Source organism: Micromonospora sp. CNZ295 (assembly GCF_004217535.1).
In genome coordinates this window covers 6152168-6164716 of the sequence record NZ_SHKZ01000001.1, presented here as the reverse complement: position 1 = coordinate 6164716, position 12549 = coordinate 6152168, and the positions used below count along the sequence as shown (strand labels likewise).

At 71.7% G+C, this 12549-nt stretch carries 9 protein-coding genes, 2 tRNA genes and 1 pseudogene; 9 read left to right on the top strand and 3 right to left on the bottom strand.

Annotation, left to right across the window (positions count from 1 at the left end; all coding sequences use genetic code 11):
• The first annotated feature begins 25 nt into the window (after positions 1-25).
• From EV376_RS28650 to EV376_RS28630, 5 genes are all read left to right on the top strand, one after another.
• Positions 26-1201 (top strand): Gfo/Idh/MocA family protein, encoded by a 1176-nt coding sequence (locus tag EV376_RS28650; protein WP_486482947.1) that lies wholly within the window; start codon positions 26-28, stop codon positions 1199-1201.
• 513 nt (positions 1202-1714) lie between these two features.
• Positions 1715-2782, top strand: a complete 1068-nt coding sequence (locus EV376_RS28645) for a polyprenyl synthetase family protein (protein WP_130328222.1) — start codon at positions 1715-1717, stop codon at positions 2780-2782.
• Positions 2783-3015: 233 nt separating this feature from the next.
• Complete coding sequence (locus EV376_RS28640) at positions 3016-5874, top strand: PQQ-dependent sugar dehydrogenase (RefSeq protein WP_130328221.1); 2859 nt, start codon at positions 3016-3018, stop codon at positions 5872-5874.
• On the top strand, positions 5871-7979 hold the full coding sequence (locus tag EV376_RS28635) for a ThuA domain-containing protein (protein ID WP_130328220.1): 2109 nt from the start codon (positions 5871-5873) through the stop codon (positions 7977-7979). The genes EV376_RS28640 and EV376_RS28635 overlap by 4 nt, the downstream gene beginning before the upstream one ends.
• A gap of 365 nt (positions 7980-8344) precedes the next feature.
• Complete coding sequence (locus EV376_RS28630; RefSeq protein WP_130328219.1) at positions 8345-9352, top strand: sugar phosphate isomerase/epimerase family protein; 1008 nt, start codon at positions 8345-8347, stop codon at positions 9350-9352.
• A 67-nt stretch (positions 9353-9419) separates the two neighbouring features.
• Here EV376_RS28630 and EV376_RS28625 read toward each other — a convergent pair whose 3' ends face one another.
• Entirely contained in the window at positions 9420-9830 is a 411-nt protein-coding gene (locus EV376_RS28625; RefSeq protein WP_130328218.1) for a hypothetical protein, read from the bottom strand.
• A gap of 270 nt (positions 9831-10100) precedes the next feature.
• Between EV376_RS28625 and EV376_RS28620 the strand changes: the two genes are divergently transcribed.
• The 3 genes and pseudogenes from EV376_RS28620 (at position 10101) to EV376_RS28610 (ending at position 10672) form a co-directional block, all read left to right on the top strand.
• A tRNA-Asn gene (locus EV376_RS28620) sits at positions 10101-10173 on the top strand.
• 107 nt (positions 10174-10280) lie between these two features.
• Positions 10281-10451 (top strand): annotated as a pseudogene (locus EV376_RS28615) (FAD-dependent oxidoreductase); the annotation flags it as partial.
• 147 nt (positions 10452-10598) lie between these two features.
• Positions 10599-10672: transfer RNA gene (locus tag EV376_RS28610), tRNA-Ile, on the top strand.
• A gap of 231 nt (positions 10673-10903) precedes the next feature.
• On the opposite strand, the gene EV376_RS31155 is transcribed toward EV376_RS28610, so the two are convergent.
• Complete coding sequence (locus EV376_RS31155; protein ID WP_486482835.1) at positions 10904-11029, bottom strand: hypothetical protein; 126 nt, start codon at positions 11027-11029, stop codon at positions 10904-10906.
• 92 nt (positions 11030-11121) lie between these two features.
• Complete coding sequence (locus EV376_RS28605; RefSeq protein WP_486482834.1) at positions 11122-12000, bottom strand: DUF3626 domain-containing protein; 879 nt, start codon at positions 11998-12000, stop codon at positions 11122-11124.
• A gap of 110 nt (positions 12001-12110) precedes the next feature.
• On the opposite strand from EV376_RS28605, the gene EV376_RS28600 reads away from it, so the two are divergent.
• The gene (locus EV376_RS28600; protein ID WP_486482946.1) at positions 12111-12533 is read left to right on the top strand and encodes a Fur family transcriptional regulator; all 423 of its coding nucleotides are present in this window, start codon (positions 12111-12113) and stop codon (positions 12531-12533) included.
• Positions 12534-12549 lie beyond the last annotated feature (16 nt).

Here is a 12549-nt window from a genome sequence, read left to right as displayed (position 1 = left end):
GAAAGAAACGCAACTGCGGGTCGGCATGGTCGGCTACGCGTTCATGGGCGCCGCGCACTCGCAGGCGTGGCGCACCGTGAACCGCGTGTACGACCTGCCCGCGCGCGCCCGGATGGCGCTGATCTGCGGTCGGGACGCCGGGAAGGTGTCCGAGGCCGCGGACCGGCTCGGCTGGGACGCGTACACCACCGACTGGCGTGAGCTGGTCGCCCGGGACGACATCGACGTGGTCGACGTCTGCACGCCGGGGGACAGCCACGCCGAGATCGCGCTCGCCGCACTGGCCGCCGGCAAGCACGTGCTGTGCGAGAAGCCGCTGGCCAACACGGTGTCCGAGGCTCGTGCGATGGCCGCCGCGGCGGCCACCGCACAGGCCGCCGGGGTGCGGTCGATGTGCGGGTTCAACTACCGCCGGGTGCCCGCGGTGACGATGATGCGGCAGCTGGTCGCCGAGGGGCGGCTCGGGGTGGTCCGGCACGTCCGGGCGACCTACCTGCAGGACTGGATCGTGGATCCGCAGTTCCCGCTGGTCTGGCGCCTCCAGAAGGACAGGGCGGGCTCCGGCGCGCTGGGCGACATCGGCGCGCACATCATCGACCTGACCCAGTACGTCACGGGCCAGCTCATCACCGGTGTCAGTGCGGTCACCGAGACGTTCGTCAAGGAGCGGCCGCTGCCGGCCGACTCCAGCGGCCTGGCGGCCACGGTGGACGGTGACGGCCCGGCCACCGGTCCGGTGACCGTCGACGACGCCGCGGTGTTCGTCGCCCGCCTGGACGGCGGCGCGCTGGCGACGTACGAGGCGAGCCGGTTCGCCACCGGCCGCAAGAACGCCCTCCGGGTGGAGATCAACGGGTCGCTCGGCTCGGTGGTCTTCGACCTGGAACGCCTGAACGAGCTGGAGTTCTACGACGCGACGCGACCCGCCGCCGAGCAGGGCTTCAGCCGGATCCTGGTGACCGAGGGCGAGCACCCGTACATGTCGGCCTGGTGGCCGCCCGGCCACATCATCGGGTACGAGCACTCCTTCACCCACCAGATGCGCGACTTCATCGAGGCGGTGGCCACCGGCGTCGACCCGGCGCCCTCGTTCGCCGACGCGTTGCAGGTCCAACTGGTGCTGGACGCGGTGGGCCGGTCGGCCGAGCTGGGGTCCTCGTGGACCGCGGTGGAGCCGGCGCTGGCGACGGTCGCCGCCTGAGTCACCTCCGGGACCGACCGGCGAGGGCCGGCCGCGGTTGCGCCCCGCGGCCGGGAACGGGTCGGGACCGGAGGGCGCGCCCGCGGGCCACCCGGCCGGCGGGTGCGAGCAACGCGGTCGTCCGGTGCGGCCGGACCGGGATTCCCCGGTCGCACCGGAGGACCGCCGCTCCGGCGGCCCGTCCGGACCGCCACCCGACCCGGCTTCCGGCCGGGCGGTTCCCACCACGCCCCACCCCGACCGGGCGGATGCGGGGGAGGCAGGGACGAGACGCCGACCGGCCCTGCCTGCCAGCCCCGTCCGTCCGCATCCGCGCCGGGTGCCGGTCCGGTGTCGTCGCCGCCGACTTCGGCACCGGCCGGCGAGCCCCCGGAGCGGGGCGGCGGACGGGGCCCGTCCGGGAAGGAGCGCCATGGGTACGGGTGTCCGGGTGATGGGGGCGGACCCGGTCCGGCTGCCCGGTGGAGCGGACCGGCCACCCCGGTTGGGGTACCGTCCGGTATGGACCCCGGGGTGACCGTCACGGTGACGCCGAACGATGCCGCCGCGCTGCGCGCCCGGTTCGACGCCGAGCTGGCCGCGTTCCTCGACCGGCGGTACCCGGAATGGCCGGACGGGGCACCGCGCGGTGTCTTCACGGCGCTGCACCGCTTCGTCCTGGCCGGGGGCAAGCGGCTCCGCCCGCTCTTCTGCTACTGGGGGTGGCGGAGCGCGGGTGCGCCGGACGGGACCCCGATCGTGGTCGCCGCCGCCGCGCTGGAGCTGTTCCACGCGTTCGCGCTGATCCACGACGACATCCTGGACGGCAGCGACCGCCGCCGGGGTGAGCCGTCGCTGCACCGCGTCTTCGCCGACCTGCACGCCCGATCGTCCTGGCGGGGCGACCCCGAGGCGTACGGGCGCAACACGGCCCTGCTCTGCGGCGACCTCTGCGCCGCCTGGTCCGACCAGATGTTCCACGAGTGCGGGCTGGGCGCCGATGTCGTGCACCGGGGGTACGCCGTCTTCGCGCTGATGCGCACCGAGGTGATCGCGGGGGAGTACCTGGACCTGGTCTCCGGGGTGGGCGACGGCTCGGTCGCCAGCGCGCTCACCGTGATCCGGATGAAGGCCGCCCGCTACACGGTCACCCGGCCGTTGCAGATCGGTGCCACGCTGGCCGGGGCGCCGCCGGAGTTGATCGCCGCGCTGGCCGAGTTCGGCGATCCGCTCGGCGACGCGTTCCAGCTCCGGGACGATGTGCTCGGCGTCTTCGGGGACCCGGCGGTCACCGGCAAGTCCGTCCTGGACGACCTGCGGGAGGGCAAGCCCACGGTGATGATGGCGCTGGCCCGGCAGGCCGCCGACCGGGCGCAGACCGCCCGGTTGCGGGAGCTGTTCGGCAACCCGGAGCTGGACGCGGACGGCGCCGCCGAGCTGCGGAGGATCATCGAGAGCACCGGCGCGCGGGAGAAGATCGAGCAGATGATCCGGGTTCGCGCCGACGCGGCGCTGGCCGCCCTCGCCGAGGCTCCGGTGATCCCGGAGAGCCGCTCGGCGCTGGCCGCCCTGGCCGCCCAGGCGATCGACCGCCACCACTGACCGCTCCGGACCGGACGACTTTCGATTGAATCGACGAAAGTCCATGCCGAATCGTCAGAAGGTATGGACACATCGAAGTTCACCGTTTAATGTCGGGGCCAGTATCCGTTTGTTTCGTCGAGGTGCACCGGCGGCGCGGGAACCATCGACTGAACGATCCCCCGCTACGGCATCCGGCGCGACGGCGCGCGCCCCGCCCTGGCAGTCACTCGTCAGGAAGGGACAGCACAGCGATGTCCAAGAAGGACAGCCCCGAACGCTCCTGGTCCGCCGCCGGCGCGGCACTGCTCCTGGTCGCCGCCGCCGGCACCGTCGCCCTCGGCGCCGGCCCGGCCGCGCTCGGCGGCCCCACCCCGGCCCGGGCCCACCCCATCGTCGGCACCGACTTCCAACAGGTCACCCTCGCCAAGGGGGTCGCCGAGGTCGGCGAGCCGATGTCCATCGCGGTGCTGCCGGACCGCTCGGTCCTGCACACCGCCCGCAACGGCACCGTCCGCCGCACCGACGCGGCGGGCAACACGGCGGTGATCGGCACCATCGCCGTCTACACCCACGACGAGGAGGGGTTGCAGGGCGTCGGGGCCGATCCGAACTTCGCCGGCAACCGGCACATCTACCTGTACTACGCGCCGCCGCTGGCCACGCCCGGCGGCGACGCGCCGGCCACCGGCTCCGACTTCGCCGCCTGGCAGGGCGTCAACCGGCTCTCCCGGTTCACCCTGAACGCCGACTTCACCATCAACCAGGCCAGCCGGGTGGACGTCCTCGACGTACCCGCCGACCGGGGCATGTGCTGCCACGTCGGCGGCGACATCGACTTCGACGCCGCGGGCAACCTGTACCTGTCGACCGGGGACGACACCAACCCGTTCGACTCCGGCGGGTACGCCCCGATCGACGAGCGCACCAACCGCAACCCCGCCTACGACGCGCAACGCAGCGCGGCCAACACCAACGACCTGCGCGGCAAGATCCTGCGGATCAAGGTCAACGCGGACGGCACGTACTCGATCCCGGCCGGCAACATGTTCGTCGACTCCGACCCCCGCACCCGGCCCGAGATCTACGCGATGGGCTTCCGCAACCCGTTCCGGATGAGCGTCGACAAGGCCACCGGCGTCGTCCACGTCGGCGACTACGGGCCGGACGCCGGCACCACCACCGCCCGCGGCCCGAGCGGACAGGTCGAGTTCAACCGGGTCACCGGCCCCGGCTTCTACGGCTGGCCGTACTGCACCGGCACCAACACCGCCGCCGAGACGTACGCCGAATGGGACTTCGCGGCCGGCACCGCCGGAGCCAAGTACAACTGCACCGGCGGCCCGACCAACAACTCGTTCCGCAACACCGGCCTCCCCACCCTCCCGGGCGCCAAACCGGCCTGGATCCGGTACGCGGGCGACGCCGGCAGCCCACCCGAGTTCGGCGGCGGCTCCGAATCGCCGATGGGTGGCCCGGTCTACCGGTACGACGCCGCCTCGACCTCCGCCACGAAGTGGCCGCAGAGCTTCGACGGGCAGTTCTTCGCCGGCGAGTTCGGCCGGGGCTGGATCAAGCCGGTCCACGTGAACGGGGACGGCTCGGTCGGCGCCATCGACACGTTCCCGTGGAACGGCAAGCAGGTCATGGACATGGCGTTCGGGCCCGACGGCGCGCTGTACGTCCTGGACTACGGCACCGGCTACTTCAACGGTGACGCCAACTCGGCCCTCTACCGGTACGACTACATCGCCGGCGGCAACCGGGCGCCGACGGCGGTGGCGGCGGCCGACAGGACGTCCGGAGTCGCCCCGTTGACCGTGAACTTCTCCTCGGCCGGGTCGGCGGACCCGGAGGGCGGGGCGCTCACCTACTCCTGGGCGTTCGGCGACGGCGGCACCTCGACGGCGGCCAACCCGACCCGGACGTACACCGCCAACGGCACCTACACCGCCACGCTGACCGTCCGCGACCCGCAGGGCGCGACCGGCACGGCGAGCGTGCAGATCCGCGTCGGCAACACCGCGCCGGCCGTGACCATCACCAGCCCCGGCAACGGGCAGTTGTTCAGCTACGGCGACACCGTGCCGTTCAGCATCACGGTGAGCGACCCGGAGGACGGCACGGTCGACTGCGCCCGGGTCAAGATGACGTACGTCCTGGGCCACGACAACCACGGCCACCAGATCACCTCGAAGACCGGGTGCTCCGGCTCGATCACCATCCCGGTCGACGGTGAACACGACGACGCGGCGAACATCTTCGCGATCTTCGACGCCGAGTACACCGACGCCGGTGGCCTGACCACGCACACGCAGCACACCCTCCAGCCGCGTAAGCGGCAGGCCGAGCACTTCAGGACCTCCGCCGGGGTCGCCACCTTCGACAAGGCCACCGCCGAGGGCGGCAGGACCGTCGGCAACATCAACAACGGCGACTGGATCGCGTTCGAGCCGTACCGGATCGGCAACGTGACCTCGTTCAGCGCCCGGGTCTCCTCGGCCGGCTCCGGCGGCACCCTCCAGGTCCGCGCCGGCTCGGCGACCGGCACCGTGCTCGGCTCCGCCACCGTCCCGGTCACCGGCGCCTGGGACGCCTTCACCACCGTCACCGGCACCGTCAGCAACCCGCCCGCCGGCACCACCACGCTCTACCTGACCTTCGCCGGCGCCGGCACGGGCGCGCTCTACGACGTCGACTCGTTCGCCTTCACCACCGGCGGCGGCAGCGGCGGCACCGGGCCGATCACCGGGCTGGGCGGCAAGTGCCTGGACGTGCGCAACGCGGCCACCGCCGACGGTACGCAGATCCAGATCTACACCTGCAACGGCACGGGCGCGCAGACGTGGTCGGTGACGCCGAACTCGACCGTGCGGGCGTTGGGCAAGTGTCTGGACGTGTCCGGTGGTGGCTCGGCGGACGGTACGAAGATCCAGTTGTGGACGTGCAACGGCACGGGTGCGCAGAACTGGTCGGCGCAGGCCGACGGGACGTTGCGTAATCCGCAGTCGGGTAAGTGCCTGGACGCCTCGGGCAACAGCTCCGCCGACGGCACGGCGGTGCACCTGTGGACCTGCCACACCGGCGCCAACCAGAAGTGGACGCTGCCATGAGAATCCTCCGACCCTTCCTCGGCGTGACCACCGCCGTCCTCGCCGTCCTCGCCTGCACCACGCCGGCCGCGCCGGTGAGCGCCGCCGACGCCGCGTACGACGTGCTGGTCTTCTCCAGGACGGCCGGCTTCCGGCACGACTCCATCGCCGCCGGCACCCAGGCCATCCGCGAGCTGGGCACGGCGAACAACTTCACCGTCACCGCCACCGAGGACGCCGCCGCCTTCACCACCGGCAACCTCGCCCAGTACGAGGCGGTGGTCTTCCTGAACACCACGGGCGACGTGCTCAACGCCGGCCAGCAGAGCGCGTTCGAGTCGTACATCGGCTCCGGCGGCGGCTTCGTCGGCGTCCACGCGGCGGCCGACACCGAGTACGGCTGGTCGTTCTACGGCGACCTGGTCGGGGCGTACTTCGCCTCGCACCCGGCGATCCAGCAGGCCAACGTCAAGGTGGAGAACCGGGCCCACGCGGCGACGGCCCACCTGCCGCAGACCTGGACCCGCACCGACGAGTGGTACAACTACCAGACCAACGCCCGCTCCACGGCGCGCGTGCTGGCCACCCTCGACGAGTCGTCGTACTCGGGCGGCTCGATGGGCGGCGACCACCCGCACTCCTGGTGCAAGACGCACAGCGGCGGCCGGGCCTTCTACACCGGCGGCGGGCACACCCAGTCGTCGTACGCCGAGCCGGGCTTCCGTGCCCACCTGCTCGGGGGCATCCGGTACGCGGCCGGCCGCACCAGGGCGGACTGCCGCCCCGAGACCGGCTACACCACCCTCTACAACGGCTCGACGGCCGGCTGGTCCCAGGCCGGCCCGGGCAGCTTCAGCAACGCCGACGCCACCCTCACCTCGGTCGGCGGGATGGGCCTGTACTGGTACAGCGCGAAGCAGTTCACCAACTACTCGCTGAAGCTGGACTGGCGGCTCGCCGGGGACGACAACTCGGGCGTCTTCATCGGCTTCCCGCCGTCGAGCGACCCGTGGTCGGCGGTGAACAACGGCTACGAGATCCAGATCGACGCGACCGACGCGGCCGACCGCACCACCGGCGCGGTCTACACATTCAAGTCCGCCGACATCGCCGCCCGGGACGCGGCGCTCAACCCGCCGGGGGAGTGGAACACGTACGAGCTGCTGGTGGAGGGGGAGCGCCTCCAGGTCTTCCTGAACGGCGTGAAGATCAACGACTTCACCAACACCGACCCGGCCCGGTCGCTCGCCGGGCACATCGGGCTGCAGAACCACGGCACGGGCGACGACGCCTCGTTCCGCAACGTGCGGATCAAGGAACTGGGCTCCACCCCGCCGCCCGCCGGCAACACCACGATCCAGGCCGAGGCGTACAGCTCCGCCGGCGGGGTCACGCCGTTCACCAAGGCCGGCGCGAACGGCGGCCAGACCCTGGGCTACATCGACCCGGGCGACTGGGCCGCGTACCAGGGGGTCGACCTGACCGGGGTCACCTCGCTGCGCGCCCGGGTGGTCTCCGGCGGGCCGGGCGGCACGCTCCAGGTGCGGACCGGCTCGACCACCGGGCCGCTCCTCGGCTCGGTCGCGGTGCCGAACACCGGCAGCTGGACGACCTTCGCCGACGTCACCACCGCGCTCTCCGGCGTCCCGTCCGGTACGCACACCGTCTACCTGACCTTCACCGGTTCGGGCTCGGGGCTCTACGACGTGGACGACTTCACCCTGGTGCGGGGCGGTGGTGGCATCGGGACCGGTCCGGTCCGCGGCCTGGGCGGCAAGTGCCTGGACGTGCGCAACGCGGCCACCGCCGACGGCACGCAGATCCAGATCTGGACCTGCAACGGCAGCGCCGCCCAGACCTGGACCGTGACGCCGAACTCGACGGTCCGGGCGTTGGGCAAGTGTCTCGACGTCTCCGGCGGCGGTTCGGCCGACGGCACGAAGATCCAGCTGTGGACCTGCAACGGAACCGGTGCGCAGAACTGGTCCGCCCAGACCGACGGCACGCTGCGCAACCCCCAGTCCGGCAAGTGCCTGGACGTCTCCGGCAACAACTCCGCCGACGGCACCGCGGTGCACCTGTGGACCTGCCACACCGGCGCCAACCAGAAGTGGACCCTGCCCTGACCCGACCCGCCCGTTCGCGGCCCGGGCGTGTCGCGTCGCGGAACACATGTCGCACCCGATCGATATTCCTGTGGGGCATAAAGATGCCGGTCAGTCATATCGCTCGCGGGCGCCATGACCCCGCCGGCGCGACACGCCGCCGGGAAGCGGGTAGCGCGGGACGTGCCCTTTTGATCGGCGCGCATCCGGCCTAGAGTGAGGGCGGCGACCGCGAGGTGGCCGGTGAGCCGACGGGAGGCGCAACCCCGTCGGTCCCAGGCGCGACAGGCGCCCACCGGCGTACTCTCGGGGGCCGTCCGCACCCGGTCATCCCTCGCCCCGGTCACGCACGCACGGAATCCCCCACACGACAGGGGAGAAGGACCATGGCGCGACCCATCACGCTCTTCACCGGCCAGTGGGCCGATCTGCCGTTCGACGAGGTCTGCCGGCTCGCCTCCGAGTGGGGCTACGACGGCCTGGAGATCGCCTGCTGGGGTGACCACTTCGAGGTCGACAAGGCGCTCGCCGACGATTCGTACGTCGACCGCAAGCGGGAAACCCTCGCCAAGCACAACCTCCAGGTCTTCGCGATCTCCAACCACCTCGTCGGCCAGGCGGTCTGCGACCACCCCATCGACGAGCGGCACCAGGGCATCCTGCCGGCCCGGATCTGGGGCGACGGCGAGCCCGAGGGCGTACGCCAGCGGGCCGCCCAGGAGATCAAGGACACTGCCCGCGCGGCGGCGAAGCTGGGCGTGAAGACCGTCGTCGGCTTCACCGGCTCGTCGATCTGGCACACCCTCGCCATGTTCCCGCCGGTGCCGCCGGCGATGATCGAGCGCGGCTACCAGGACTTCGCCGACCGGTGGAACCCGATCCTCGACGTCTTCGACGAGGTGGGGGTGCGCTTCGCCCACGAGGTGCACCCGAGCGAGATCGCGTACGACTACTGGACGACGAAGCGGACCCTGGAGGCGATCGGCCACCGGCCGGCCTTCGGGCTGAACTGGGACCCGTCGCACTTCGTGTGGCAGGAGCTGGACCCGGTGAACTTCATCTTCGACTTCGCCGACCGGATCTACCACGTCGACTGCAAGGACGCGAAGGTGCGTACCGGTGACGGCCGCCGTGGCCGGCTCGCCTCGCACCTGCCCTGGGCGGACCTGCGTCGCGGCTGGGACTTCGTCTCCACCGGGCACGGTGACGTGCCGTGGGAGGACTGCTTCCGCGCGTTGAACGCGATCGGCTACGACGGCCCGATCTCCATCGAGTGGGAGGACGCCGGCATGGACCGCCTCGTCGGGGCTCCGGAGGCGCTGCAGTTCGTCCGCCGCCTCGCGTTCGACGCCCCAGCGGCCGCGTTCGACGCCGCCTTCGCCAGCAAGGACTGACCCGGCCCGGCGCATACGCCAGCGGGCCGGTCGTCCGAAGACGACCGGCCCGTCAAGTCCTACGGCGTTACATGCTGCCGCTGCTGCCCGAGCCGGACGGCTTGGAGCGGGACGTGCCGCTGGCTGACGTGGACCCGGAGGTCGAGCCCGTCGCCGTGGAGGTCGAGCCCGGCGAGCCGGACTTGGCGCCCACGGTGGCCGGCGTGCCGGCGAACGCGTCGTCGGCGGCGGTCAACTCCTGCTTGTGGCCGTTGCCGCCCAGCTTCTCGCCCAGCTTCGACTGGCCGAGCTTGTCCTTGCCCTCGCTGTAGAGCCGGGTCGCCTGTGCCTGCGCGACGCCCGCCGCCTCCTGGACGGTCGGGTGGTCCAGGACCTTGCGACCCCGAATCACCAGCTCCTCGTACTTCTCCCGGCCGGCACGGGCGCCCAGGACGAATCCCGCAGCCAGCCCGCCAAGAAACATGATCTTTCCGCGCATGGCGGCTCCTTCCGTACCTGACGCGCCGTCGTCCCGTGGCATACCCCGTCGGGACAGACCGATTCGCGCCTGCGTCCTGTCGTCGGCAGCTAACTACCCATCCTGCTCTCCGCTCATGCCTCCTTGTGCCCCGATGACGATTTGTCCGGAACATCCTGGCTATCGAGCGAGCCGGGGCACAGGTAACCCCCTGGACCAACACCCCCGGCAGTCCTGTACTCTTGTCCCGTCGCACGGCGCCGGAGATCCGGACGCCGCGTGACAGCACGGTCCCCCGTAGCTCAATTGGCAGAGCAGCCGGCTGTTAACCGGCAGGTTTTTGGTTCGAGTCCAAACGGGGGAGCTCCTCCTCACACCCAACGCCCGTCGATCACCCCGACGGGCGTTTCGCTGTCCCCACCCCTCGATCTTGCACTGTGTGCCCCTGAGATGCCGAGTTCGCACCCGGCCGCGCTGCCCGCGGCCGCGCCGCCGCAGCGGCGGCTGCGGAAACCGGTTGCGCTCGGCGACGGGCTCTTCGTCGCCGGCGACCACCGGGACAGCCCGTCGATCCAGGGGGCGCTGGCGAGCGGCTGGCGTACGGCCGGTGCCGTCCTGGCGTACCTGCGCCCACCGACCTGACGGACTCCTCGTCGGGGCGGACCGGCTGCGCGCTGTTATTCTCGCGTAGCCCGTCGTGCTGCTGCGCCCCCATGACGCACGTACCGAGGGGAGCCGGTTCGTGCTTTCCGCTGACAAACCAGGCGGGTTACGATCCGGCGCGGTGCTGGGGCGGTAGCTCAGCCGGTTAGAGCAGGGGACTCATAATCCCTCGGTCGCGGGTTCGAGTCCCGCCCGCCCCACCGCAAAAACGCCCAGCTCAGGCAGGTTGACCCCGGACGAACCGGACGAACCGCGTCAGGATCCCGACCCCCGCCGGTCCGCACCGAGTCCGCAACCGTACGCGCCGCCGCTCGGTCGAGGAGCTGCTCCAGACACCGGACAGATCGCGCTGGATGTGCGAAGTAGTGGCCTCCAACTCCCGCGACGCCACTACCTCGCACGTCCAGCGTGACCTTGGCGCGGGGACGCCGTCAGGTCCCGCCCCGTCGGCGCTTGTCGGCGTCCTGAATGGCGTGCCGGACCGCCAGCCGGATCACCCAGTAGAAGACCACCAGGCTCAGCACGGGAAAGAGGACGGTGAGGAGTGAGGCATCCACGATCGTGAACCATAGAGCCCAGCTGCCAGCATCGCCACAGCCATTCGGACAACCAGGGTCAGCGACCATGCCCGCGGCAGCGGCGGCGTGGGTCAGGACGCCGTGGCGGGTGTCGGCGCGGAGGTCGTCGTCCCGGCCGGTGCGCCGAAGCGGGCCAGGTAGTGCCAGACCCGCTTGAGGTCCTGCGGGTCGTGCCGGCCGGTCCGAGCGGCGTCGCCGATGATCCGCGGCGTCAGGTGGCCGTCGACCGCCAGCCGGGCCCCGAGTTCGACGTACTCCTGCCCCCGGTAGTCGGGGTGGCGCCGCAGCTCGGTGACGGGGAGCCGGAACCCGGGGTGCCACTCGACCGGGCACGGCAGGGCGGCGGCGGCCTCCTCGACGGCGGTGTCCCGGTAGCAGGGGTCGAGGACCAGCGCCTCGACGTCGCGGTCGAGGCGTACCGTGCCGTGGACGTGGGCCTCGACGTAGTCGTCCAGGTCGTCCTGGCGGTCGGCCAGGGCCAGCTCGATCAGCGCCATCCGGTCGGCCACCGCGAAGTGCGCCGGCTCCAGGTGGCTGTCGGGGTAGCAGAAGGTGGTGCGGGCGAGCGTGGCGGCGCTCAGGCGGAAGTGCGCCGAGCCGAACCGTGCCGCCGCACCGACCGGCTTCCGGCGGAAGTTCAGCGCGCCGTAGACGGGCCGGTGGATCTGGTCGACACCGTCGTAGGCGCCGCCGAAGATCCGGCTCTCCCAGCGCCACCGGTCACCGCCCGGGTACGCGGTCAGACCGCCGTTGCTGGTGCCGGTGATGAACTGCGACAGGTAGACGCCGTCGTCGGCCAGCGCCTCAAGGACGAGTTGGGTGCCGGCCCAGCGGTCCGGGTGGAAGTTCAATGTCACCCGCAGGCTCGGATCGACCGGCGCGCCCGAGGACAGTGCTGCGACGTGCCGCAACGCCCGTTCGTGCGGCAGTTCGTCCCGCTTCAGCTCCACCGGGGGAGTGTGCGGTACCGGGACCGCCGCGAGCAAGGGAGATCGGTGACGCCCGACCCATAATCTTGACTGATTCCAAAAAACGCGCCAGACTCTACGGCGTGGCCAGCATCCCGGACTACCAGCAGCTGCTGCGCGGGGCCGCGTTGCGTGTGACGCGGCCCCGGGTGGCCGTGCTGGACGCGGTGCACGCGCACCCGCACGCCGACACGGATTCGATCATCCGCGCCGTGCGCCGGGCCCTGCCCGAGGTGTCCCACCAGGCCGTCTACGACGTGCTGCGGGCGCTGACGGCCGCCGGTCTGGTGCGGCGCATCGAGCCGTCCGGCTCCGTGGCCCGGTACGAGGCGCGGGTCGGCGACAACCACCACCACGTGGTCTGCCGGTCCTGCGGTCGGATCGCCGACGTCGACTGCGCCGTCGGCGAGTCGCCCTGCCTCACCCCCTCCGACCACAACGGCTTCTCGGTGGACGAGGCCGAGGTCACCTACTGGGGCCGGTGCCCCGACTGCTCTGCCGCCGGCAGTTCCTGATCCCCGATCCGCCAAG

Coding starts and splice junctions, on each gene's coding strand:
- EV376_RS28650 (WP_486482947.1), top strand. CDS start 26: ATGGTCGGCTACGCGTTCATGGGCGCCGCGCACTCGCAGGCGTGGCGC.
- EV376_RS28630 (WP_130328219.1), top strand. CDS start 8,345: ATGGCGCGACCCATCACGCTCTTCACCGGCCAGTGGGCCGATCTGCCG.
- EV376_RS28635 (WP_130328220.1), top strand. CDS start 5,871: ATGAGAATCCTCCGACCCTTCCTCGGCGTGACCACCGCCGTCCTCGCC.
- EV376_RS28640 (WP_130328221.1), top strand. CDS start 3,016: ATGTCCAAGAAGGACAGCCCCGAACGCTCCTGGTCCGCCGCCGGCGCG.
- EV376_RS28625 (WP_130328218.1), bottom strand. CDS start 9,830: ATGCGCGGAAAGATCATGTTTCTTGGCGGGCTGGCTGCGGGATTCGTC.